This is a genomic window from Palleronia salina (assembly GCF_900141995.1).
GTDB lineage: Bacteria > Pseudomonadota > Alphaproteobacteria > Rhodobacterales > Rhodobacteraceae > Palleronia > Palleronia salina.
This window is the reverse complement of record NZ_FQZA01000013.1, coordinates 62,555-86,980: the sequence shown is the minus strand read 5'-3', so window position 1 is coordinate 86,980 and position 24,426 is coordinate 62,555. Positions and strand designations below refer to the sequence as shown.

Annotated in this window: 21 protein-coding genes; 14 read left to right on the top strand and 7 right to left on the bottom strand. The window is 69.4% G+C overall.

The features are described from left to right. The coding region (locus tag BUB76_RS15170) for an integrase core domain-containing protein (protein WP_139250892.1) at positions 1-302 on the top strand (302 nt) is incomplete at its 5' end. A gap of 117 nt (positions 303-419) precedes the next feature. On the opposite strand, the gene BUB76_RS15165 is transcribed toward BUB76_RS15170, so the two are convergent. After that, a complete protein-coding gene (locus BUB76_RS15165; RefSeq protein WP_073129641.1) occupies positions 420-2,690 on the bottom strand; it encodes an adenosylcobalamin-dependent ribonucleoside-diphosphate reductase in 2,271 nt (756 codons plus the stop codon). Positions 2,691-2,834: 144 nt separating this feature from the next. Here BUB76_RS15165 and BUB76_RS15160 point away from each other — a divergent pair, with 144 nt between their 5' ends. After that, entirely contained in the window at positions 2,835-3,248 is a 414-nt protein-coding gene (locus tag BUB76_RS15160; protein WP_236737934.1) for a DUF1489 family protein, read from the top strand. Between the two features lie 7 nt (positions 3,249-3,255). Here BUB76_RS15160 and hisG read toward each other — a convergent pair whose 3' ends face one another. From hisG to hisS, 3 genes are read right to left on the bottom strand one after another with little or no spacing between them, the layout of a single operon-like run. Next, complete coding sequence (gene hisG, locus BUB76_RS15155; RefSeq protein WP_073129639.1) at positions 3,256-3,942, bottom strand: ATP phosphoribosyltransferase; 687 nt, start codon at positions 3,940-3,942, stop codon at positions 3,256-3,258. Beyond that, complete coding sequence (locus BUB76_RS15150) at positions 3,939-5,018, bottom strand: ATP phosphoribosyltransferase regulatory subunit (RefSeq protein WP_073129638.1); 1,080 nt, start codon at positions 5,016-5,018, stop codon at positions 3,939-3,941. The genes hisG and BUB76_RS15150 overlap by 4 nt, the downstream gene beginning before the upstream one ends. Then, positions 5,015-6,481, bottom strand: coding sequence for a histidine--tRNA ligase (gene hisS, locus BUB76_RS15145; RefSeq protein WP_073129637.1), 1,467 nt, complete (start codon positions 6,479-6,481; stop codon positions 5,015-5,017). Before hisS ends, BUB76_RS15150 begins: the two co-directional genes overlap by 4 nt. Positions 6,482-6,590: 109 nt before the next feature. On the opposite strand from hisS, the gene BUB76_RS15140 reads away from it, so the two are divergent. Beyond that, complete coding sequence (locus BUB76_RS15140) at positions 6,591-6,785, top strand: SlyX family protein (RefSeq protein WP_073129647.1); 195 nt, start codon at positions 6,591-6,593, stop codon at positions 6,783-6,785. 16 nt (positions 6,786-6,801) lie between these two features. Here BUB76_RS15140 and dnaE read toward each other — a convergent pair whose 3' ends face one another. Then, positions 6,802-10,398: a DNA polymerase III subunit alpha gene (gene dnaE / locus BUB76_RS15135; protein ID WP_073129636.1), complete on the bottom strand. Its 3,597-nt coding sequence runs from the start codon at positions 10,396-10,398 to the stop codon at positions 6,802-6,804. 197 nt (positions 10,399-10,595) lie between these two features. On the opposite strand from dnaE, the gene xdhA reads away from it, so the two are divergent. The 8 genes from xdhA to BUB76_RS15095 all read left to right on the top strand — a co-directional run bounded on the left by xdhA (position 10,596) and on the right by BUB76_RS15095 (position 20,355). Next, the gene (gene xdhA, locus BUB76_RS15130; RefSeq protein ID WP_073129635.1) at positions 10,596-12,071 is read left to right on the top strand and encodes a xanthine dehydrogenase small subunit; all 1,476 of its coding nucleotides are present in this window, start codon (positions 10,596-10,598) and stop codon (positions 12,069-12,071) included. Beyond that, complete coding sequence (locus BUB76_RS15125; RefSeq protein WP_073129634.1) at positions 12,068-14,524, top strand: xanthine dehydrogenase molybdopterin binding subunit; 2,457 nt, start codon at positions 12,068-12,070, stop codon at positions 14,522-14,524. Before xdhA ends, BUB76_RS15125 begins: the two co-directional genes overlap by 4 nt. Then, entirely contained in the window at positions 14,521-15,282 is a 762-nt protein-coding gene (xdhC, locus tag BUB76_RS15120) for a xanthine dehydrogenase accessory protein XdhC (RefSeq protein ID WP_073129633.1), read from the top strand. The genes BUB76_RS15125 and xdhC overlap by 4 nt, the downstream gene beginning before the upstream one ends. Beyond that, positions 15,279-16,793 carry an ABC transporter ATP-binding protein gene (locus BUB76_RS15115; protein ID WP_073129632.1) on the top strand — a complete coding sequence of 505 codons (1,515 nt, stop codon included), beginning with the start codon at positions 15,279-15,281 and terminating at the stop codon, positions 16,791-16,793. The genes xdhC and BUB76_RS15115 overlap by 4 nt, the downstream gene beginning before the upstream one ends. Continuing rightward, positions 16,790-17,878, top strand: a complete 1,089-nt coding sequence (locus BUB76_RS15110; protein WP_073129631.1) for an ABC transporter permease — start codon at positions 16,790-16,792, stop codon at positions 17,876-17,878. The genes BUB76_RS15115 and BUB76_RS15110 overlap by 4 nt, the downstream gene beginning before the upstream one ends. Beyond that, positions 17,875-18,168: a hypothetical protein gene (locus tag BUB76_RS15105; RefSeq protein ID WP_073129630.1), complete on the top strand. Its 294-nt coding sequence runs from the start codon at positions 17,875-17,877 to the stop codon at positions 18,166-18,168. The genes BUB76_RS15110 and BUB76_RS15105 overlap by 4 nt, the downstream gene beginning before the upstream one ends. A gap of 25 nt (positions 18,169-18,193) precedes the next feature. Then, the gene (locus BUB76_RS15100; protein ID WP_073129629.1) at positions 18,194-19,126 is read left to right on the top strand and encodes an ABC transporter permease; all 933 of its coding nucleotides are present in this window, start codon (positions 18,194-18,196) and stop codon (positions 19,124-19,126) included. A 140-nt stretch (positions 19,127-19,266) separates the two neighbouring features. Next, complete coding sequence (locus BUB76_RS15095; protein WP_073129628.1) at positions 19,267-20,355, top strand: BMP family ABC transporter substrate-binding protein; 1,089 nt, start codon at positions 19,267-19,269, stop codon at positions 20,353-20,355. Between the two features lie 36 nt (positions 20,356-20,391). Here the strand turns inward: BUB76_RS15095 and BUB76_RS15090 are convergent, their stop codons facing one another. Next, positions 20,392-21,105, bottom strand: a complete 714-nt coding sequence (locus tag BUB76_RS15090) for a vWA domain-containing protein (protein WP_073129627.1) — start codon at positions 21,103-21,105, stop codon at positions 20,392-20,394. Between the two features lie 105 nt (positions 21,106-21,210). Here BUB76_RS15090 and BUB76_RS15085 point away from each other — a divergent pair, with 105 nt between their 5' ends. From BUB76_RS15085 to BUB76_RS15075, 3 genes are read left to right on the top strand one after another with little or no spacing between them, the layout of a single operon-like run. Next, the gene (locus BUB76_RS15085; protein ID WP_073129626.1) at positions 21,211-22,143 is read left to right on the top strand and encodes an aldo/keto reductase; all 933 of its coding nucleotides are present in this window, start codon (positions 21,211-21,213) and stop codon (positions 22,141-22,143) included. Further along, positions 22,140-23,219 (top strand): NAD(P)/FAD-dependent oxidoreductase, encoded by a 1,080-nt coding sequence (locus tag BUB76_RS15080; protein WP_073129625.1) that lies wholly within the window; start codon positions 22,140-22,142, stop codon positions 23,217-23,219. The genes BUB76_RS15085 and BUB76_RS15080 overlap by 4 nt, the downstream gene beginning before the upstream one ends. Before the next feature lie 14 nt (positions 23,220-23,233). Next, positions 23,234-23,692 (top strand): hypothetical protein, encoded by a 459-nt coding sequence (locus BUB76_RS15075; RefSeq protein ID WP_073129624.1) that lies wholly within the window; start codon positions 23,234-23,236, stop codon positions 23,690-23,692. Between the two features lie 27 nt (positions 23,693-23,719). Here the strand turns inward: BUB76_RS15075 and BUB76_RS15070 are convergent, their stop codons facing one another. Further along, complete coding sequence (locus tag BUB76_RS15070; protein WP_073129623.1) at positions 23,720-24,346, bottom strand: Hint domain-containing protein; 627 nt, start codon at positions 24,344-24,346, stop codon at positions 23,720-23,722. Positions 24,347-24,426 lie beyond the last annotated feature (80 nt).

Genomic DNA, 24,426 nt, shown 5'->3' with positions numbered 1-24,426 from the left:
CCGACAACGGTGCCGAATTTGTTGCTCTGAAGGTCCGCGACTGGATCGGCGCCGTCGGTGCCAAGACCGCCTACATCGAGCCTGGCTCACCTTGGGAGAACGGCTACTGCGAAAGCTTCAACGCTCGATTCCGCAACGAGCTGCTCGACGGAGAGGTTTTCTATTCGCTCCGTGAGGCCCAGATCCTCATCGAGCGGTGGCGTCGCCACTACAATACCGTCCGGCCCCACAGCGCCTTGGGCTACAGGCCTCCGGCGCCGGAGAGCATCATAGCCGTCGACCGGCGACCAGCGATGCACTAACAATCAACCTGGACCACTCGGTTGGGGCAGCTCACGGATATCTTGTAAAATGTGCGCGAAACTGGCCCAAATGTGCAAACTTTGATTGGCGGCACAAACATTACCGCGCGTCTGCGCTCACCCGCATTTCGAGTGGCCGCAGGCAGCGCAGGTCATGCAGCCTTCGACCATGCGCATCTCGAAGCTGCCGCAGCTGGGGCAGGCCTTGGCGGGCGTGCTGCCCAGCGCGACCACCTGGGCCTGCGGATCGGACTTCAGGCCCAGCCCCTCGCCGGCGAGGAAGCCGGTGGCGATCATGTGCCGCTCGATCACGCCGCCGATGCCCGCGATGATCGAGGGGATGTACTTGCCCTCCATCCACGCGCCGCCGCGGGGGTCGAAGACGGCCTTGAGCTCTTCCACCACGAAACTCACGTCGCCGCCGCGGCGGAACACGGCCGAGATCATGCGCGTCAGCGCCACGGTCCAGGCGAAATGCTCCATGTTCTTCGAGTTCACGAAGATCTCGAAGGGGCGCCGGTGGCCGTTCTGGATCAGGTCGTTCACCGTGATGTAGAGCGCGTGCTCCGAACCGGGCCATTTCAGCTTGTAGGTCGACCCTTCCAGCGCCTGCGGACGGCTCAGCGGCTCGGACATGTAGATGACCTCGCCTTCCTCGCTTTTCTGCGCCTCGGCGGGGCTGGCGTCGGCGGTCTCGCTCACGCTCAGCACGCTGCCGGTCACCGCGTTGGGGCGGTAGGTCGTGCAGCCTTTGCAGCCCGTCTCGTAGGCCTGCATGTAGACGTCCTTGAAGGCTTCGAAGCTGATGTCCTCGGGGCAGTTGATCGTCTTCGAGATCGACGAATCCACCCATTTCTGCGCCGCCGCCTGCATCCGCACGTGGTCCATCGGATCGAGTGTCTGCGCGCTCACGAAATGGTCGGGCAGGTCGGCGTCGCCGTTCCGGTCGCGCCACATCTGCACGGCGTAGTCCACGACCTCTTCCTCGGTGCGCGACCCGTCCTTCTGCAGGACCTTGCGGGTGTATGCATGCGCGAAGACCGGCTCGATCCCCGAGCTCACGTTGCCCGCGAACAGGCTGATGGTGCCGGTGGGCGCGACGCTGGTCAGCAGCGCGTTGCGGATGCCGTGCTTGCGGATCGCGTCCTTCACGTCGTCGTCCATGTGTTCCAGCGCGCCCGAGGCCAGGTACTTGTCGGCATCGAACAGCGGGAAGGCGCCCTTTTCGGCCGCCAGCTGCGCCGAGGTCAGGTACGCGGCGCGGGCGATCCGGTGCATCCAGTCCTCGGTCAGACGCGCCGCCTCCTCGGACCCGTAGCGCACGCCGACCATGGCCAGCGCGTCGGCCAGCCCGGTGACGCCCAGGCCGATCCGGCGCTTGGCCGCGGCCTCCTGCGCCTGCTCTTCCAGCGGGAAGCGCGAGGCATCGACCACGTTGTCCATCATGCGCACGGCGCTGGCCACCAGCCGCTCCAGCGCGGCGTCGTCCAGCGCGGCATCGGGGCCGAACGGGTCGCCGACCAGCCGGGCGAGGTTCACCGAGCCCAGCAGGCACGCGCCGTAGGGCGGCAGGGGCTGCTCGCCGCAGGGGTTCGTCGCCGCGATGGTCTCGCAGTAGGCGAGGTTGTTGGCCTTGTTGATGCGGTCGATGAAGATCACGCCCGGCTCGGCGTAGTCGTAGGTCGCGCGCATGATCTTGTTCCACAGGTCGCGCGCCTGCAGCGTCTTCATCACCTTGCCGTCGAAGGCCAGCTCCCACGCCTCGTCGGCCTTCACGGCTTCCATGAAGGCGTCGGTGACCAGCACGCTGACGTTGAAGTTACGCAGGCGGGCCGGGTCGGACTTGGCCTCGATGAACGCCTCGATATCGGGGTGGTCGCAGCGCAGGGTCGCCATCATCGCGCCGCGCCGCGCGCCCGCCGACATGATGGTGCGGCACATGGCGTCCCACACGTCCATGAAGGACAGCGGCCCCGACGCATCGGCGGCCACGCCGTGCACGTTCGCGCCCTTGGGCCGGATGGTCGAGAAGTCGTAGCCGATGCCGCCGCCCTGCTGCATGGTCAGCGCGGCCTCGCGCAGATGCTCGAAGATGCCCGACATCGAATCGGGGATCGTGCCCATGACGAAGCAGTTGAACAGGGTCACGCTGCGGTCGGTGCCCGCGCCCGCCACGATGCGACCGGCGGGCAGGAACTTGAAGTCCTCCAGTGCGGCGTAGAACTCGGCCTCGAAGGCGTCCGCGTCATCCTCGACCGTCGCCAGCGACCGGGCGATACGGCGCCAGGTATCCTCGACGCTGCGGTCCACGGGCGTGCCGTCCGCCTGTTTCAGGCGGTATTTCATGTCCCAGATCTGTTCCGAGATAGGGGCGGCAAAGCGGGTCATGGCGGGCCTTCTTTCGCAGCAGGGGATGGCTTCGCCGCATGGTCCTGCGGCGACGGAGTCTCTATATAGGGTATTGGACGGGGTGTCCGCCACAGGATTGTGGATAAGTCTGGGGGTAAATGCGCGATGTCGGCAAAACTGCACATGCTGAAGTTGAGCGTGGGGTCCGAATCCATCGACCAGCTGATCGACTGGCAGCAGCACCGCTCGAAACAGCGGCGCGACGGGCAGTATTACCACGTCACGCGCATGTTTCCCAAGCGGGTCGACGAGTTGCTGGATGGCGGGTCGATGTACTGGGTGATCCAGGGCGTGATCCTGGCGCGCCAGCGGATTCTGGGATTCGACGACCTCAGGGGCGAAGACGGCATCCGTCGCTGCGCGATCCTGCTGTCGGACGAGGTGATCCGCACCGAGGCGACCCCCAAACGCCCCTTCCAGGGCTGGCGTTACCTGCAACCGCAGGACGCCCCCGCCGACCTGGGCAGCGCCACGCAGGGCGAATCGGATCTGCCGCCCAAGCTGATGGCCGCGCTGGCCGAGATCGGGGTGCGCTAGGCCAGGATCAGACCCCGAGCCGGCCGCGCAGATCGGCGAGCGTGGCTTGCGCCGCGTCGTCCCACGGTGCGTCGACCGCGCGGAACAGCGTCGCCTGGCTGGCGTGCACGGGTCCGTCGGACAGGGTCTTCAGGTGGTTGGCGCGCAGGGTCTCACCGGTCGAGGTGATGTCGGCGATCGCCTCGGCCGTCTCGTTGCGCACCGTGCCCTCGGTCGCGCCCTGGCTGTCCACAAGCTGGTAGTCGGCAACCCCGTGGCCGCGCAGGTATTCGCGCATGAGCCGGTGATACTTGGTCGCGATGCGCAGCCGGTGGCCATGGCGGCGGCGAAACGCGGCGGCGGCGGCATCCAGGTCGTCCAGCGTCTCCACGTCGACCCAGAAATTCGGCACGGCGATCACCAGGTCGGCGTGTCCGAACCCCATGCGCGCCAGTTCCTCAACGCGGCTGTCCCAACCGGCGAGCTTCTCGCGCACAAGGTCGGATCCGGTGACGCCCAGATGGATGCGGCCCGCAGCCAGTTCCCTTGGAATCTCGCCCGCAGACAGCAGGACCATCTCGACCCCGTCGATCCCGCTGACGCGACCGGCGTATTCGCGGTCCTCGACCTTTTCCATGGTGATGCCGCGTTCGGCGAACCACTGGAACGTCTTCTCCATCAGCCGTCCCTTGGACGGCACGCCGAGCTTGATCATGCGGTGCCCTCCAGGATCACGCCGGGGCGGATCACGCCGCCCACGGCCCGCATGCCGTCGCCGCCGCCCAGCGCGCGGGTCAGCGCGTCGTAGCGGCCGCCGGTGGCGACGGGCGGCAGGTCGGGACGGTCCGGCAGGCTGAGCGTGAAGACGAACCCGTCGTAATATTCCATGGTGCTGCGGCCATGGCTGCCTTCGAACCTGAGCCGCGCGGGCGCGATCCCGCGCGCGTCCAGCGCATCCAGCCGGCGGGCCAGCCCGTCGGTCGCGGGCGTGATCGCGGGCAGGTCCACGGCGATGTCGCGCAATCGTTCCAGCGCCGCGTCACTGGGCGCGCTGAGGCTGAGGATATCGTCGATCAGCGCCACGTCGCGGGCGGCCAACGGGGGCGCGGCGGCATCGGCGCGCAGGGCGGCCAGGCGCGTCTCGACCTCGGTCCGGCTTCGCAGCCCGATCTCGGGGCCGGCCTCGGCGAAGGGGTCCGCCGCCGCCAGCAGGTCCGCGCGCGCCGGGGCAACAGGTGTCTTTCCCGAGAACCGGTCCAGCAGGGCGCGGAACCGCAGCGGCCGCCAGATATGGCGCAGCAAGGCGTTGCGCCGGTCGGCGGTGGTCTCGAGCCCCATGACCGCGGCGGTCAGGATCCCGGTGTCACCGGTCACGATGCGCGGACGCAGATGGGCCACCTGCGCGTGGATCAGGTCGAAGACCTCGGCATCGGCCTCGGCCGCGTCGTGACCGAACAGCTCGAACCCCGCCTGCAGGTATTCATGCGGGCGCGACGGGTCGGGCTGGCGGCGGAAGATCGATCCGGCATAGGCATAGCGCGCGGGATCGCCGCGGCGGGCCATGTGCCACTGCACCACCGGCACCGTGAAGTCCGGACGCAGCATCGCCTCGCCCCCGTCGGGGCCGGGGGTGACGAAGGCGCGCGCGCGGATGTCCTCGCCGTAGAGATCAAGCAGCGTGTCGGCGGGCAGCAGGAGATCCGGCTCGACCCGCTCGGCGCCGTGGTCGAGGAACAGCGCCAGCAGCCGCTCGGCCTCGGCCCGCTCGGTGGCCTTGGGGGGCAATGTCATCCCAGCCGCGCCTTGATCTCGGACACCATGTCCTCGAGCCGGCATTCGAACTGCGCGGGCTGGTCGCGCCATTCCTCGTGGCTAAGCTCGGAGGCCAGGCGCGCGCCCAGCTTCAGGTCCTTGATCTGCACCACGCCGCGCGCCGCCTCGTCCTCGCCCTGGATGATGGCGAAGGGGGCGCCGCGCTTGTCGCAATACTTCAGCTGGTTGCCGAAATTCTTGGGGTTCCCGAGGTAGAGCTCGGCCCGGATGTCGGCCTTCCGCAGATCCGACACCATCGCCTGGTAGGCCGCGAGGCGCGATTTATCCATCACGGTAACGACGACCGGGCCGTCCTCGGCGTCGTCGAAGCGGCCCTTCATGGTCAGCGCGGCCAGCAGGCGATCGACGCCGATGCTGACGCCGGTGGCCGGCACCTCCTGCCCCGTGAAGCGCTTGACCAGATCGTCGTAGCGCCCGCCGCCCGCCACGCTGCCGAACTGGCGCGGGCGGCCCTTCTCATCCGTCACTTCGAAGGTCAGCTCGGCCTCGTAGACCGGGCCGGTGTAATATCCGAGGCCGCGCACCACCGACGGGTCGATGACGATGCGGTCGGGGCCGTAGCCCTGGGCTGCAAGAAGGTCGGCGATCTGGCGGAGTTCATCCACGCCCTCGCGGCCGACCTCGGAGTCCGCGACCAGGCCGTCGAGGTTCGCCAGCGTCGCGGCCCCGTCCGAGCCAAGCGCGCCCATGAACCCCATCACCACGTCGGCCTGTTCATCGCCCAGCCCCGCGCCCTTGGTGAAATCGCCGCTGTCGTCCTTGCGGCCCTCGCCCAGCAGCGCGCGCACGCCGTCCTCGCCCAGCCGATCGAGCTTGTCGATGGCGCGCAGCACGATGCCGCGCTCGGCCTCGTGCTCGGGGCCGCCGATGCCCGCGACCTCCATCACGCCGTTCAAGACCTTCCGGTTGTTCACCCGAATGATGTAGTCGCCGCCAAGGCCCAGATCCTCGAACACGTCCGACAGCATGGCGCAGATCTCGGCGTCGGCGGCCATGGACGCGCTGCCCACCGTGTCGGCATCACATTGATAGAACTGGCGGAATCGCCCCGGCCCGGGCTTTTCGTTGCGCCAGACCGGCCCCATGGCATAGCGGCGATAGGGCGACGGGAGATCGTTGCGATACTGCGCGGCGACGCGGGCCAGCGGGGCCGTCATGTCATAGCGCAGGGCCAGCCAGTCGCCGTCTTCCTCCCACGCGAAGACGCCCTCGTTCGGGCGATCCACGTCGGGCAGGAACTTGCCCAGCGCCTCGACCGTCTCGACGCCAGACGTCTCGAGCGCGTCGAAACCATAGCGATGGTAGATCCGCGCGATCCGGGCCAGCATGTCGGCCCGGCGCGTCACCTCGGCGCCGAAATAATCGCGAAAGCCCTTCGGCGTCACGGCCTTGGGGCGCGGCTGTTTTTTCTGCTTCGCCATGGGTCCCTTCCGGGCGGTCAATCGGACGCGGCTCGTCTAGCCCAGCGCCACCGGGCGTGCAAGGAAGCTGGCCCGTGGCAAGCCCGCATGGTAAGGGCCGCGCATGGACATGACGGCGATCGAAGAACGGCTGGCGCACCTGGAGCGGGTGAACGACGACCTGTCGGATACCGTGGCGCGGCAGGACGACCGCATCGCGCTGCTGGAGCGGCGCGTGGCGATGCTGATGGAGCGCGAGGCCGGGCGCGAATACGACCAGGGCGGCAGCATCCCCCTGGGGGACCAGCGCCCGCCGCACTGGTAGGCCGCGCGCCCGCCCGTCAGATGTCGTCCACCGTGACGACCCCCTGCAGCGACTTCAGCGCGCCCTTGATCTGCGGCGTCACCGGGAAGGCATCGCCCAGCGTGACCTCGACCTCGCCCGGCAGGTCCGGATCCATCAGGCACAGGTTCACCGGCCCGCGCGCACGGATGCGCGATTCGGCCTTGGCACGGTCCAGCACGGCCGCCACCGGGCCGATGGCCTCGTCCGACGAGATGAAGACCAGAAGGCCCCCGCCGGCCGCGTCCTCGATGGCCTGATCGATGGGCTGAACCGACCGGCAGAGCAGTTTCAACTGCTCGGCCTCGACCGTGGCCTCGACCTGCATGAGCACGTTCGATCCCGGCTCCAGCAGGTCGCGCGACGCCTCCAGCGTGTCCGAGAAGACCATCGTCTCGAACAGGCCCGTCGGGTCGCTCGCCTGCACGAAGGCAAAGCGGTTGCCCTTGGCCGACTTGCGCTCCTGCCGGCCCGAGACGGTGGCGGCGATCTTGGCGGCCTTGGGACCGGCCTGCGCCTCCTGCCCCAGCGCCTCGAAGGTCATCACGCCCTTGCGCTTCAGCGCGGGCATGTAGTCGTCCAGCGGGTGGCCCGACAGGTAGAAGCCGATGGCCTTGTGCTCCTCGGCCAGCCGTTCGGCGGGCAGCCAGTCATCCACGGGGGACAGCCGCGGCTCGGGCAGGTCCTCGCCCGCCTCGCCGAACAGCGACACCTGCGCGCTGGCCTTCTGCTCGTGGATCGCGGCCGAGTACGCCACCAGCGCGTCCAGGCTTTCGAACACCCGCCGGCGGTTCGGGTCCAGCTGGTCAAAGGCACCAGCGCGGGCCAGCATCTCCATCGGTCGCTTCCCGACACGCTTCAGGTCCACCCGTCGCGCCAGGTCGTAGAGCGTGGCGAAGGGCCGGTCGGTGCCGCTGTCCTGCGCGGCCAGCTTCGTCGCCATGACCTCGCCATCCGCGCCCGCCGCGCCACGCACCTGTTCTGCCGCCGAGTCGTCCTGGTCGCGCCGACCGGCCACGATCAGCTGCATGGCGTCGAGGCCGACGTTCTTCAGCGCGCCGAGACCGTAGACCACCGCGCCGTCCTTGACCGAGAATGCCGCGGCCGAGCGGTTCACGCAGGGCGGCACGATCTCGATATCGAGCCCGCGGCGCACCTCTTCGGCGTAGACGGCCAGCTTGTCGGTCAGGTGGATATCGCAGTTCATGACGCCGGCCATGAACTCGACCGGGTGGTTCGCCTTCAGCCACGCGGTCTGGTAGCTGACGACCGCGTAGGCCGCGGCGTGGGACTTGTTGAAGCCGTAGTTGGCGAACTTGTCGAGCAGCGCCCAGGTCTCCTGCGCCGTCTTCTCGTCGACCCCGTTCTTCTTGGCCCCCGCCAGGAACTTGGGCTTCTCGGCGTCCATGGCGGCCTGGATCTTCTTGCCCATGGCGCGGCGCAGCAGGTCGGCGCCGCCCAGCGAATAGCCCGCCATTTCCTGCGCGATCTGCATCACCTGCTCCTGGTAGACGATGATGCCCTGCGTCTCGTCGAGGATGTGATCGACCGATGGGTGCAGCGTGTCGCGCTCCGACAGGCCGTTCTTCACCTCGCAGTATTTCGGGATGTTCTCCATCGGGCCGGGCCGGTAGAGCGCGACCAGCGCGACGATATCCTCGATGCAGGTGGGCTTCATGCGCCGCAGCGCGTCCATCATGCCCGTGGATTCCACCTGGAACACCGCGACGGTCTTGGCCTTGGCGTAAAGCGCGTAGGACCTTTCGTCGTCCAGCGGGATCAGGTTCATCTGGTTCTCGGCGCCGGGGGCCGGGGCATAGAGCTCGGTTCCATCGGCGGCGATGTGGATGGGCCGGGTCTGGTTGATGAGGTCCACGGCGTTCTGGATGACCGTCAGCGTCTTCAGGCCCAGGAAGTCGAACTTCACCAGCCCCGCCTGTTCGACCCACTTCATGTTGAACTGGGTGGCCGGCATGTCCGATTTCGGGTCGCGGTACAGCGGCACCAGCGCGTCCAGCGGCCGGTCGCCGATCACGACACCGGCGGCATGGGTCGAGGCATTGCGCAGCAGCCCCTCGACCTGCTGGCCATAGTCCAGAAGGCGGGCGACGACCTCCTCGTTCTTGGCCTCCTCGCGCAGGCGCGGCTCGTCGGCCAGCGCCTTCTCGATGCTCACGGGCTTGACGCCCTCGACCGGGATCATCTTCGACAGCCGGTCCACCTGCCCGTAGGGCATCTGGAGCACCCGGCCCACGTCGCGCACGGCGGCCTTGGACAGAAGCGCGCCGAAGGTGATGATCTGGCCCACCTTGTCGCGGCCGTATTTCTCCTGGACGTAGCGGATCACCTCTTCGCGGCGGTCCATGCAGAAGTCGATGTCGAAGTCGGGCATGCTGACCCGCTCGGGGTTCAGGAACCGCTCGAACAGCAGCGAATAGCGCAAGGGGTCGAGGTCGGTGATGGTCAGCGCGTAGGCCACGAGGCTGCCCGCGCCCGAACCGCGGCCGGGACCCACGGGAATGTCGTGGTCCTTGGCCCACTTGATGAAGTCCGCCACGATCAGGAAGTAGCCGGGAAAGCCCATCCCCTCGATGATTCCCAGCTCGAACTCCAGCCGCTTCTCGTACTCCTCGACGGGGGCGGCGTGCGGGATGACCGCGAGACGGGCCTTCAGGCCCTCGACCGCCTGGCGGCGCAGTTCCTCGACCTCGTCATCGGCGAATCTCGGCAGGATCGGGTCGCGCCTGTAGGCGGCGAAGGCGCAGCGGCGCGCGATCTCGACCGTGTTCTCGATGGCCTCGGGCAGGTCGGCGAACAGCGTCGCCATCTCGGCCGGCGACTTCAGGTAATGCTGCGGCGTCAGGCGGCGGCGCGGTTCGTTCTGGTCCACGTAGGCGCCGTCGGCGATGCAGATCAGCGCGTCATGCGCCTCGTACATCTCGGATTTCGGGAAATAGACGTCGTTGGTCGCGACCAGCGGCAGGTCCATGGCGTAGGCCATTTCCACCAGCCCGCGCTCGGTCCGGGCCTCGGCCTCTGGCAGCGCGCCGCCCTCGCCCGGGTGGCGCTGAAGCTCGACATACAGGCGGTCGGGATAGATCGCGGCCAGCTCGGCCATCAGCGCCTCGGCCTTGTCGCGGGCGCCCTGCTGCAACAGGCGGCCCACCGGGCCGTCCGGACCGCCCGTCAGGCAGATGAGCCCCTCACCATGGCCCGCCAGATTGCCCGGGGTCACGTGCGGCAGGTCACCGCCCTCGCGCAGGTAGAGCGCCGAGTTCAGCTTCATCAGGTTCTCGTATCCCGTCTCGGACTGCGCCAGCAGGACCAGCGGCGCGGGGCGCGGGATCTGGCGGCCCTGTACCGCCTCGCCGAAGTCGAGCACCGAGACCTGGCAGCCGACGATGGGCTGCACGCCCGCCTCCATGGCCGCCACGGAAAATTCCAGCGCGGCGAACATGTTGTCGGTGTCCGTCACCGCCACCGCCGGCATGCCGTGGCCGGCGACGAGGCCGAGCAGTTTCTTCAGCCGCACCGCCCCCTCGAGCAGGGAATATTCGGTGTGGACGCGCAGGTGAATGAAGGTGGGATCGGCCATGGGCCGCACGATAAATGGGCGCCGCCACCGGGGGAAGGCCCCGCGGCACACTTCCCTTGCGGAACCGTCCCGGGCCGGTCTTGCCAAGGCCCGCCCGATCCGCCTAGCCTCGGGCGCGACAGGGCCGCCCGCTTTCTACGCCGCATCGAAAGGGGGCTTTCGCGCCAGGTAGGACGGTAACGCGGCGGACACATCACATGAATATCTCCTTCCGCCTGAACGGAGACGCGGTCACGGTCGACACGGCCCCGACCACCACCCTGCTGGACTGGCTGCGCGACGGTCGCGGGCTGACCGGCACGAAAGAGGGCTGCAACGAAGGCGACTGCGGCGCATGCACGGTCATCGTCACGGATGCCGACGGGCCGCGCACGCTGAATGCCTGCATCCTCTTCATGGGTCAGCTGGACGGCGCGGCGGTCCGCACGGTCGAGGGGCTGAGCGCGCCGGACGGCACGCTGCACCCGGTGCAGCAGGCGATGATCGACCATCACGGGTCGCAATGCGGCTTCTGCACGCCCGGCTTCGTGACCGCCATGGCCTGCGCCCACCTGACCGGCGCCACCGACCACGACGACCAGCTGGCGGGCAATCTCTGCCGCTGCACCGGCTACGCCCCGATCCTGCGCGCCGCCCGCGCGGCCGAAACCGCGCCGGTCCCCGATCACATGCGCGACACTCCCCTTCATCTTTCCCCAAGTACCTCGGGGGACGCCGCCACGGGCGGCGGGGGGCGGAGCCCCCGCTCCCACGCCGCCGTCGGCGCGGCCTGGGGCCATACCGCGGCCCTGGCCGCAACCGGCGCCTCGGGCGCGGGCGACGCGGGATGGGCGCAGGAGGGCGTCCGCCCGTCGACACTGGACGAGCTCGCCGAATGGTACGCCGAGACCCCCGAAGCGACGCTCGTCGCCGGGGCCACCGACGTGGGGCTGTGGGTGACCAAGGGCCTGCGCGACCTCGGCCCGGTGGCGTTTCTGAACGGCATCGGCGAGATGCAGCGAATCGAGATCACCGACGACGCCGTGCGGCTGGGCGCCGGCGTGACCATCGCCGCGATGCGCGAGGCGCTGGCGCCGATCTGGCCCGGCCTGGGCGAGCTTCTGCGCCGCTACGGCTCGCAGCAGGTTCGCAATGCCGCGACCATCGGCGGCAACATCGCCAACGGCTCGCCCATCGGCGACGGCTCGCCCGCGCTGATCGCGCTGGGCGCGCGGCTGCACCTGCGCAAGGGGGACGTGCGGCGCGAGATCGCGCTTCAGGATTTCTTCCTCGACTACGGCAAGCAGGACCGCGCCCCCGGCGAATTCGTCGAGGCCGTCACCGTCCCGCGCGGGCCGGGCGCGGCGCAGTTCCACAAGATTTCCAAGCGGTTCGACCAGGACATCTCGGCGGTCTGCGGGTGTTTCTACATCGAACGCGACGGCGCGCGGATCACGACCGCGCGGCTGGCCTTCGGCGGGATGGCCGGCACGCCCAGGCGGGCGGCGCGGGCCGAGGCGGCGCTGATCTCCGACGGGATCGCCGCCGCGCAGGACGCGCTGGAACAGGATTTCACGCCCATGTCTGACATGCGCGCCTCGGCGGCCTACAGGCTAGAGGCCGCGCGCGGCCTTCTCGCGAGACTCGACGGGTCCGACGCGCGGCAAGGCTCGGTGCTGGAGGTGCGGGCATGAGCGTCGCGAAGCCCCTGCCCCACGACAGCGCGCGGCAGCACGTCACCGGCGCCGCGCGATACATCGACGACATCCCGACGCCCGCGAACTGCCTGCACCTGGCGTTCGGGCTGTCGGACACCGCCCATGGCGAGATCACCGCCATGGATCTCGACGCCGTGCGCGCGGCCCCCGGCGTGGTCGCGGTGCTGACCGCCGCCGACCTGCCCTTCGCCAACGACGTGGCGCCCGCCGCCCATGACGAGCCGCTGCTGGCCGCCGGCACCGTGCATTACGTGGGTCAGCCGATCTTCGCCGTCGCCGCCACCAGCCACCTGGCCGCCCGCAAGGCCGCGCGGCTGGGCCGGGTCGAGATCGCGGCGCGGCCCGCGCTGCTTACCTTCGAGGACGCGCTGGCCGCCGGCAGCCGGTTCGAGGACGGGCCCCGCATCTACGCCAAGGGCGACAGTGGGGCGGCCCTGTCGCGGGCGGCCCACCGCCTGACCGGCCGGATCGAGATGGGCGGGCAGGAGCATTTCTACCTCGAGGGGCAGGCCGCCCTGGCGATCCCCGGCGAGGGCGGCGACATGGTGGTCCAGTCGTCGTCGCAGCACCCGACCGAGATCCAGCACAAGGTGGCCGAGGCGCTGGGTCTGCCCATGGCCGCCGTGCGCTGCGAGGTGCGGCGCATGGGCGGCGGTTTCGGTGGCAAGGAAAGCCAGGGCAACGCGCTGGCCGTGGCCGCGGCCGTGGCCGCCGCCGCCACCGGGCGGCCCTGCAAGATGCGTTACGACCGCGACGACGACATGATCATCACCGGCAAGCGCCACGATTTCCGCATCGATTACGAGGTAGGCTTCGACGATCATGGCGTGATCGACGGGCTGGACTTCACGCAATACGCGCGCTGCGGCTGGGCACAGGACCTGTCCCTGCCGGTGGCCGACCGCGCCATGCTGCACGCCGACAACGCCTATCACCTGCGCGACGTGACCATCACCTCGCACCGGCTGAAGACCAACACCCAGAGCGCCACGGCCTTTCGCGGCTTCGGCGGGCCGCAGGGCATGCTCGGGATCGAGCGGGTGATGGATCACATCGCCCATCATCTGGGGATCGACCCGCTGCGGGTCCGTCGGGCGAACTACTACGCCGATGCGCCGGTCGAAGGCGCAAGACCGGGGGGCCAGCCCCCCGGACCCCCCGGAGGTATTTCGGGAAAGATGAAGACGGGGGACAGCGCGCTGGCGGGCGAGGTGCCGATCCGCGGTGATGGCGATGCGGCCAGCCGGGGCGCGGACGTGGCAATGACCGCGCCAGTGGCGGGCCGCGCGGCGCCGGGCGACCAGACGACGCCCTATCACATGCCGGTCACCGACTTCATCCTCGGCCGCATGACCGAGAGGCTGTTGGACGAGGCCGAGTACCACGCGCGCCGCGCGGCGGTGGCCGACTGGAACGCGGCCCACGACGTCCTGAAGAAGGGGATCGCGTTCACCCCCGTGAAATTCGGGATCTCGTTCACGCTGACGCACCTGAACCAGGCCGGCGCGCTGGTGCATGTCTACCAGGACGGCTCGGTCCACCTGAACCATGGCGGCACCGAGATGGGACAGGGGCTTTACCAGAAGGTGGCGCAGGTCGCGGCCGACCGGTTCGGGATCGCGCTGGACCAGGTGAAGATCACCGCGACGGATACCGGGAAGGTACCCAATACCTCAGCCACCGCCGCGTCTTCGGGGGCCGACCTGAACGGGATGGCGGTCAAGGTGGCCTGCGACACGATCCGCGACCGAATCGCGGGCTTCCTGTCGGACCTGCACCAGTGCTCGGCCGCGGCGGTCGTGTTCGAGGATGGACACGTGCAGGTCGGCGCCGAGCGGCTGACCTTCGCCAAGGCGGTTCAGTTGGCCTACCAGGGCCGCGTCAGCCTGTCGGCCACGGGGTTCTACAAGACGCCCGATATCGAGTGGGACCGCATTCGCGGGCGCGGGCGGCCCTTCTACTATTTCGCCCATGGCGCGGCGGTGGCCGAGGTGGTGATCGACACCCGCACGGGCGAGAACCGCATCCTGCGTGTCGATATCCTGCATGACGCGGGGCGGTCGCTGAACCCGGCCATCGACATCGGCCAGATCGAGGGCGGCTTCGTGCAGGGGGCCGGGTGGCTGACCACCGAGGAGCTGGTCTGGGACGATCACGGCCGGCTGCGCACCCACGCGCCCGCCACCTACAAGATTCCCGCCGCCTCGGACCGGCCCGAGATCTTCAACGTCGCACTGTGGGACGGTGCCAATGCCGCGCCGACGATCTATCGCTCGAAGGCCGTGGGCGAGCCGCCCTTCATGCTGGGCATCGCACCGTTCCTCGCGCTGTCGGACGCCGTTGCGGCGTGCGGCCCGCACTACCCCGCGCTGGACGCGCCGGCGACGGCCGAGCGCGTGCTGGCCGCCGTTCGGAGGGCCCGCGGATGAGCGCCGTCTGGGTCGAGGTCCTGCGCGCCAGTGGCTCGGCGCCGCGCGACGCGGGCGCCGCCATGCGCGTGACCGAGACCGGGGCCGAGGGCACGATCGGCGGCGGCACGCTGGAGCACCGCGCCATCGCCATCGCGCGCGACATGCTGCGCGACGGCACCGACACCGCGACGCGGACCTTCCCGCTGGGCCCGGGGCTGGGGCAATGCTGCGGCGGCGCCGTCACTCTGGGCTTCGGCCGCGCGCCGCGGCCCGTGGACCCGGTGCCGGTCTTCCCCGAGCGCGCCGCACCCGCCGCCGGGGCGCCCGCGCTGTGGATCTGGGGCGCGGGGCACGTGGGCCGCGCGGTGGTGGCCGCCCTGCCCCCGGCGGCCTTCGACGTCACCTGGATCGATGCCGACAGGTCCCGCTTCCCCGATCCCGCACCGCGCCACGTCGACGTGGTCCCGGCGGCGGACATGCCGCGGCTGGCGGTTCGCGCCCCGCGGTCGGCGCGGCACCTGGTCTTCACCTACAGCCACGACATCGACCTTGCGCTCTGCGCCGCGCTGCTGCGGCGGGGCGCGGCTGGGATCGGGCTGATCGGGTCGGACACCAAGTGGGCGCGCTTCTCGAAACGGCTGCGCAGCATGGGGCTTGACCCCGGCGCGATCACCTGCCCGATTGGTGACAAATCTCTGGGAAAGGCGCCCATGGACATCGCCCGAGGCACCGTCGACGCATTGCTGGCATACCGCGACATCCGGGCCGCGTCGTGACCGCGCCGCTGTTGTCGATACAGGGGCTGACCAAGGCCTATCCCGGCGTGGTCGCCAATGACGACGTGTCCTTCGAGATCGGCAAGGGGCAGATCCATGCCCTGCTGGGCGAGAACGGCGCGGGCAAGTCGACGCTGGTGAAGATGATCTACGGTCTCGTCACGCCCGACTCGGGCCGGATGGAGATCGCGGGACAGCCACACGCGCCGGCCACCCCGCTGCAGGCCCGCGATGCCGGCGTCGCCATGGTGTTCCAGCATTTCAGCCTGTTCGATGCGCTGGACGTGGCCGAGAACATCGCGCTGGGCATGACCGACCCGCCGCCCATGCGCGACCTGGCCGCCCGCATCCGCGAGGTGAGCGATGCCTACGGCCTGCCGCTGGACCCCGACCGGATCGTGGGCGACCTGAGCGCAGGCGAGCGGCAGCGGGTCGAGATCGTGCGCTGCCTGCTGCAGGATCCGCGCCTTCTGATCATGGACGAACCCACGTCCGTCCTGACCCCGCAGGAGGTCGAGATCCTGTTCGCCACCCTGCGCAAGCTGGCGGCCGAGGGCACCGCGATCCTGTATATCAGCCACAAGCTGGAAGAGATCCGCAGCCTGTGCGACGCCGCCACGATCCTTCGCCTGGGCAAGGTGGTGGGCCGCTGCGACCCGCGCGAGACCTCGGCGCGCGAACTGGCCGAGCAGATGGTGGGCAGCACCCTGTCCAGCCCCGCGCGCCCCGCACACACCCCGGGCGACACGCTGCTGACGGTCGAGAACCTGAGCCTGCCGCCCGCCCATGCCTTCGGCACGCCGTTGCGCGACATCCAGATCACGCTGGCCCGCGGCGAGGTTCTGGGCATCGGCGGGGTCGCGGGCAACGGGCAGGACGAATTGCTGGCCGCACTGTCGGGCGAACGACTGAGCCCGCGCGGCACCGTGACGCTGGACGGCAGCGACCTGTCGCGCGCGGGTCCCGAGGCGCGGCGCAAGGCCGGCCTTTTGTCGGCGCCCGAGGAGCGGTTGGGCCACGCCGCGGCGCCCGACATGAGCCTGACGGAAAACGCGCTGCTGACCGGGCACGGCCGCAAGGGCCTGACCGGGCGCGGCTTCATCGACTGGCGCGGGGCGGCGGGCTTCGCGCGCGACATCATCGCCGCCTTCGACGTGCGCACCCCCGGCGAAGGCACCGCGGCGCGGGCACTGTCGGGCGGCAACCTGCAGAAATTCGTCATCGGGCGCGAGGTGCTGCAAGGCCCCACCGTGCTGGTCGTGAACCAGCCCACCTGGGGGGTCGACGCCGCCGCCGCCGCCGCGATCCGGCAGGCGCTGCTGGACCTGGCCGAGGCCGGCGCGGGCGTCATCGTCATCAGCCAGGACCTGGACGAGCTGATGGAAATCTCGGACCGGTTCGCGGCCCTGAACGAGGGACGGCTGAGCGCGCCTGTCCCCGCCGCGACGCTGGACGTGAAGCGGATCGGCCTGATGCTGGGCGGGGCCCACGACATGGAGGCCGCGGAATGATCAGCCTGGAAAAACGGCCCACCCCGTCGCGGGTCTGGACCTATGCCACGCCGTTCCTGGCGGTGGCGCTGACCGTGATCGCGGGCGGGCTGATGTTCGCCGCGCTGGGCAAGGACCCGGTCGCGGCCATCCGCACGATCTTCTACGACCCGCTGTTCGATCCGCAATTCGCGGCCTATTCGCGCCCGCAACTGCTGGTGAAGGCGGGGCCACTGATCCTGATCGCCACCGGCCTGGCGCTGGGGTTCCGCGCGGGGGTCTGGAATATCGGGGCAGAGGGGCAATACATCATCGGCGCGTTGACGGGCGCGGCGGTGGGGCTGGCGCTCTATCCCGCCGACACGCGGATGATCTTCCCGCTGATGGTCATCGTGGGCGCGCTGGGCGGCTGGGCCTGGGCGATGATCCCGGCGATCCTGAAGACGCGGTTCAACACCAACGAGATCCTCGTGTCGCTTCTGCTGGTCTACGTGGCCGAGAACCTGCTGGCCTCGATGGCGGTGGGGCGGCTCAGGAACCCCGAGGGCGGCGGCTTTCCGGGCTCGCGAAACCTGAGCCAGTGGGACTCGGCCGCGAACCCCGAGCTGATCGCCAATACCGGGATGCACTGGGGCGTCGTCGCGGCCTTCATCGCGGTGATCTTCGCCTACATCCTGCTGAACCGGCACCTGACCGGGTTCCACATCCGCCTGGCGGGACAGGCGCCGCGCGCCGCCCGCTTCGCCGGGGTCGAGCCGACACGGCTGGTGGTGCTGTGCCTCGGCATCTCGGGCGCGCTGGCGGGGCTTGCCGGGATTTTCGAGGTGACGGGACCGGCGGGACAGATCAGCATCGATTTCAACGTGGGCTACGGGTTCACCGCGATCATCGTGGCCTTCCTGGGCCGGCTGCACCCCATCGGGATCGCGCTGGCGGGGCTTCTGATGGCGCTGACCTATATCGGCGGCGAGCTCGCGTCCTTCATGCTGGGCATCCCGGCGGCGGCGATCCAGGCCTTCCAGGGGATGCTGCTGTTCTTCCTGCTGGCCGTGGACGTGCTGACGAACTACCGCGTGCGGCTGGGCCGTCGGGAGGCGTCGGCATGAGCGCGAACACCCGCACCGCCTTGGCTATCGTGGCCGCCGTTGCCTTCGTCGTGTCCATGTTCCTGGGCGCGCTGACCACGCCCATGGTGCCGGCGGCGCTGAGCGGCCTTCTGGCGAACATCCAGACCGGCGACGCGCAATCCATCGCGATCCTGGGAGTGCTGCTGGCGGTCATCGCGGTGGCGCTTCTGCAGGTCCGCCGGGGCTGGGCGCAGGTCGTTCTGGCCGTGATCGCCGGGCTGGCGCTCGGCTCGCTGGCGCCGCCGGTGATGGCAGGCAGCGCCCCATGACCGCCCATACCCAACGGAGCACGCCATGGACCTGAGCGCCATTTCCCCCACCCTGCTGGTCGCGTCGCTGATGGTGGCGGCCACCCCGATCCTGCTGGCCGCCCTGGGTGAGCTGGTGGTCGAGAAATCCGGCGTGCTGAACCTGGGTGTCGAGGGGATGATGATCACCGGCGCCATCTGCGGCTTCGCCGTCGCGGTGGAGACCGGGAACCCGGTGGTGGGCTTCTTCGCCGCCGCGCTGGGCGGGGCGCTGTTGTCGATGATCTTCGGCGTGCTGACGCAGTTCTTCCTGTCGAACCAGGTGGCGACGGGCCTGGCGCTGACGCTGTTCGGGCTGGGGCTTTCATCGCTTCTGGGGCAGGGTTACGTGGGCATCAAGCCGCCGTCGACGCCGCGGCTGGACCTGGGACCGCTCAGCGACCTGCCCTTCGTCGGGCGCGTCGTCTTCGGTCACGACTGGGTCGTGTATCTCAGCCTGATCCTGTGCGTGGCGATCTGGTATTTCCTGCGGCGCACCCGCGCGGGGCTGAAGCTGCGCGCGGTGGGCGAAAGCCACGACGCCGCCCACGCCATGGGGCTGAAGGTGCGCGCGATCCGGCTGGCCGCCATCGCCTTCGGCGGCGCGATGGCGGGGCTGGGCGGTGCTTACCTGAGCCTCGTGCGCGTGCCGCAATGGACCGAAGGCATGACGGCGGGCGCGGGCTGGATCGCGCTGGCCATCGTGGTCTTCGCCAGTTGGCGCGCGGGCCGCGTGCTGGTCGGCGCCTACCTGTTCGGCGGCGTCACCGTGTTGCAGCTGAACCTGCAGGCCGCCGGTGTGGCACTCCCGGTCGAGTATCTGTCGATGTCGCCCTACCTCATCACCATCGCGGTGCTGGTGGTCATGTCGGCGCGGGGGACGCGGCGCAGCCTGGGCGCGCCGGCGGACCTGGGCAAACAGTTCCACGCCGTCCACTGATCCCGCCGCTTCGCACGGCGCGTAATTTCGCGCCATCTGCGCAGCAATCGGGCGCGAACGCCCCGGTTTCCCCGGCGGATGGCTTGCCTCGGCCCCCGGTCTTTATCAAAGTGCCCTGAAAAAGCATCAGGGAGAACGACATGCTTCGCAGAACACTTCTGGGCGCCGCCGCCACCGCGCTGGTGATGACGACGGGCGCCTTCGCGCAGGACGACAAGACCAAGGTCGGCTTCGTCTACGTGGGCCCCGTCGGCGATGGCGGCTGGACCTACGAACACGAGCAGGGCCGCCTGGCCGTGGTCGAGGAATACGGCGACCAGGTCGAGACCGTGTTCCAGGAAAGCGTGCCGGAAGGCGCCGACGCCGAACGCGTGATGACCCAGATGGCCCTGTCGGGCGCGGACCTGATCTTCACCACCTCCTTCGGCTACATGGACCCGACCATGAACGTGGCCGAGAAGTTCCCGGACGTGAAGTTCGAGCACGCGACCGGCTACAAGACGGCCGAGAACGTCGCCAACTACTCGGCCCGCTTCTACGAGGGCCGCGCGGTGCAGGGCTTTATCGCCGGCAACATGACCGAGACCAACAAGATCGGCTACATCGCGTCCTTCCCGATCCCCGAGGTCATCCGCGGGATCAACGCGGCCTACCTGGCGGCGAAGAAGGTTAACCCCGAGGTCGAGTTCAACATCGTCTGGGCCTTCACCTGGTTCGACCCCGCCAAGGAAGCCGATGCCGCCAAGGCGCTGATCGAACAGGGCGCCGACGTGATCCTGCAGCACACCGACTCGACCGCGCCGCAGGCCGCCGCCGCCGAGGCCAGCACCGATGGCACCCAGATCATCACCTTCGGCCAGGCCTCGGACATGAGCGAATACGCCCCGCTCCCGCGCGTGAGTTCGATCATCGACAACTGGGCGCCCTACTATATCGAGCGCGTGGGCGCGGTCATGGACGGCACCTGGGAAAGCCAGTCGGTCTGGCACGGCATCGCCGAAGGCATGGTCGGGATCGGCGAGATCTCGGACGCGGTGCCGGAAGACGTGAAGGCCGGCGCGCTGGAGATCCGCGACGCCATCGCCGCGGGCGAGATGCATCCCTTCACCGGCCCGATCAACCGGCAGGACGGCTCGGTCTGGCTGGAAGAAGGTGAAACTGCGGATGACGGCACCCTGCTGGGCATGGATTTCTACGTCGAGGGCCTGACCGGCGAGATCCCGAACTGATCCACCGCCCCCGCGCGACGGATCCGACCCCGCCCCTTACCCGGGCGGGGTTTTTCTTTGCAGCGGACCAGAGGCGCCATAGACAGGGCAGCCCAGCGTCAGCGACAGGGCGGCGACCAGGTCGTCCACGGTTTCGGCCGGCACGTACTGCCCGCCGGTGGTCTCGGCCAGGCACGACGCGGCGGTCTCGGCCCCCACGTTCACGCCCCTGCCCCAGTCGAAATGCTCGGCCCGGACCTTGAAGCCGATCACGTGCACGGTCAGGTCCACGCCCTCGTGCGCCAGGTGTGCCGCCAACTGGCAGGTGGCGCCGCCGCAGGTCTCCTTGCCGTCGGTCACCAGAACGACCGTGGCGGGGCGCCGCGTGTAGTCCAGCGCCTCGGCCGCCTCGGCCACGGCCCGGGTCAGGGGCGTGGGGCCCGCCGGGGCCAGTTCGTCGATCACCGACAGGATGCGCGCGCCCGCGCTGGCGGTCGGCGGGAAATGGTGGGTGACGCTCTCGCACGCGTCGCGCGCCGCGCCGGGGCCATAGACGGTCAGGCCCAGCCGGCGCAGACGCTCGATCCGCGGAATGATGCGGTGCAGGGCCTCGCGCGCCTCGAAGATCCGCGGCGTGTCGAGCCGGTTGAACCCCATCTCGGACATGGAGCCCGAGCCATCGAAGACGATGATCGCGTCTTCGGTGCAATCCTGCGAGGCTGCGGCGGGTTGCACCGCCAGGACCATCGCCGCGAGGGCCACCCATTTCATGTCCCGAGCGTGGCACCCCGCCATGGCCCTGTCCAGTTCGCAAAAAACGGCTGATGGGCGCGATCTCGGCTTTTCGTGGGCACGGGGCTTTGGCACTCTGCGGCCATGACCGATATTACCGCGCCCGACGGCACCCCGCTCTCATCCTTCTGCTTCGGCGCCATGCAGTTCGGCGGCAAGGCAGACCACGACGCCAGCCACGCGATGTACCTGGCCTGCCGCGAGGCTGGCATCAACTTCTTCGACACCGCCCATGTCTATACCGACGGCACGTCCGAGACCTGGCTGGGCGAATTCGCCGCCTCGGAACGGGACAAGCTGGTCATCGCGTCCAAGGCCAACTACCCGGGCGGCGCGGGGCGCGACAACATCCTCAAAAGCGTGGACGACTCCCTGTCGCGGCTGAAGATGGACATGATCGACGTCTACTACCTGCACCGCTGGGACGGCGACACGCCGCTGGAGGAAAGCTTCGCCGCGCTGGCCGAAATCCAGAAGGCGGGCAAGATCCGGCACGTGGCCGTGTCCAACTTCGCCGCGTGGCAGGTGATGAAGGCGCAGGCCGTCGCGAAGGACTGCGGCACGCGCATCGACATGATCCAGCCCATGTACAACCTGGTGAAGCGGCAGGCCGAGGTCGAGCTTCTGCCCATGTGCCAGTCCGAGGGCATCGCCGCCGCGCCCTATTCGCCCCTGGGCGGCGGGCTGCTGACCGGCAAGTACCGCGCGGGCGGCGAAGGCCGGATCACCGAGTCCGAGATGTATTCCAAGCGCTATTCGCAGGACTGGATGCACAACACCGCCGCCGACCTGAACACGCTCGCGTTGCAGATGCGGATGGATCCCGCGACCCTGGCCGTCGCATGGGCCGCCCGGCATCCCGGCGTCACCGCGCCGATCATCAGCGCGCGCGACGTCGACCAGTTGCAACCGTCGCTGGCCGCCAAGTCCTTCGAGATGGACGATGCGCTTTACGCACGGATCAGTTCGCTGTCGCCCACCCCGCCCCCCGCCACCGACCGGCTGGAGGAGGCGTGAGCTACGACATCATCGTCATCGGGGGCGGCATCGCCGGCGTCTCGGTCGCGGCCGAACTGTCCGGAGAGGCGAGCGTCCTGCTGCTCGAGGCCGAACGGTCGCTGGCCTACCACGCCTCGGGCCGGTCGGCGGCGATGTTCCTGCCCTTCTACGGCAACCGGGTCGTGCGGAATCTGAACGAGGCCAGCGCCGATCACCACATGAACGCCGATGGCGGCGTCCTGCGCCCGCGCCCGTTCCTGTCGGTCGCGCCCGAGGCCAAGACCGATCACCTGGACCGCGCCACGGCCGAGCTGGGCCTGACGCCCATGGCCCCCGAGGACGCGCTGAAGCTGCTGCCGATCCTCGATGCCGACTGGCTGGTGGCCGCGGCCACCACCAACCAGGCGTGGGAGCTGGATACCGATCTTCTGATCCAGAACTACCGCCGGCGGCTGCTGGCCAATGGCGGGCAGATCGAGACCGCCGCGCGCGTGGACGGGATGACCCGCACCGACGGCACCTGGCACGTGAGCTGGCAGGGCGGGGACGCGCGCGCGCCCGAGGTGGTGAACGCCGCCGGGGCCTGGGCCGACCCGGTGGCCGCCATGGCCGGGCTCGCGCCGCTGGGCCTGCAGCCGCACCGCCGCTCCATGGCGCAGCTGGCCGCGCCGGGCGAGCGGGACGTAACGGACTGGCCCTTCGTCGAGGAGGTGGACGAAAGCTGGTACGCCCGCCCCGACGCGGGCCGCTGGATCGTGTCGCCCGCCGACGAGGATCCGGTCGATCCGGGCGACGCGTGGGCCGACGACATGGTGCTGGCCGAAGGGTTGGCACGCTACCAGGACGCGGTGACGGTCGAGGTGACGAAGCCGCTGACCACCTGGGCGGGCCTGCGCACCATCGCGCCCGACCGCACGCTGGTCGTGGGCCCCGACCCGCGCATGGCGGGCGTCTGGTGGTCGGCGGGACAGGCCGGCTACGGCTTCCAGACGGCACCGGCCGTGTCGCGTCTGCTGGCTGCGCAGATGCAGGGCCGGACCCCGGATCTGGACAGCGAGACGGTGACCGCGTTAGGCGTAGAGCGTCTGATTTGATCACAGAAAGGTCCATGCGCCTCATTCCTCTTGCCGCCCTGTCCCTGACCCTCGCGACCCCGGCCCTGGCCGAAACCCAGCTCGAGCGGATGGAGCGCCTGTCCGAAGCGATGCAGGTCAAGATGTTCTCGGCGATGCTGCAAGGCACCGACTTCGACGTGGCCTCGGCCGTGGCCTGGGACGACGAGATGCGCGCCAGCGCGGAATGCGTGCTGGATGCCTACGTGGCCGAAAGCTCGGAAGAGGACCTGGAGGCAGTCTTCGACCAGATGGAAGAGATCATCGCCCAGCCGGCCGCCGACATGGCCGCCATGGAAGAGCAGATGAGCAATTTCGCCGCCCCCCTCCCCGAAGAGCGGGCGATCGAGATCAACCGCAGCTGCGGCATGGTCGACCTGCAGATGCAGAAGATGCAGGAGTCGGGCCTGATGAACGCGATGATGCAGGCGCAGATGCAATCCCAGGGCAACTGACGGGCTCGCAGTCGCGCGGGCGTGCCCCTAGTGGGCGCGCGGCATGTAGGCGTCTTCGCCCGCCTCGTCATAGCCGCAGCACGGGAACGGATCGCGCTTTTCGCGCAGTTGCGGATACCGCCGCACCAGGCGGTCGCGCATGTCGGCGTCGAACACCGCCAGCCGGTCGGCCACGGGCCGGAAGCTGGCCACCGGCAGGCCCGACACGCAGATCACCTCGTGCCGGTCGAAGCCGAAATCGTAGAAGGTCGCGTTGTCCATGGTGCGGTCCACCCAGACATCGTCGCTGTGCCCGGCCAGCGCGCGGGCCTTCAGCAGACCGCCCACACCATCGATCCCCGACAGAAGGTAGGACGGCACGACCACCGGCTGGTCCGGCGCCAGCACCAGCGGGCCGCTGGGCATCATCGGGCCGACCGCGCGCTTGGCGATCCGGATGGGCGCGGCGGCAGGGTCTTTGCCCACGGCCTCGGCCAGCGTGCGTTTCCATATGAACCTGACGGGTTGCAACCCGTGGTGCCGTGTCACGATCAGATCGCCGATCTGGACGTTCTCGGCCCGCCGTTCGCCCGTGGGCGTGCGCAGCATGGAGGTGCCGGCAACGCCCGTCAGCGGTGCGGTTTCAGTGATGGCAAGCGGCTCGATACGCGACATTTTACGCCCCCGGATACAACCCATGGTCGTATTGAGAGCAAAGGACATGGGCGAGGGCGAGGGGAAATTGTGGTGAAAGG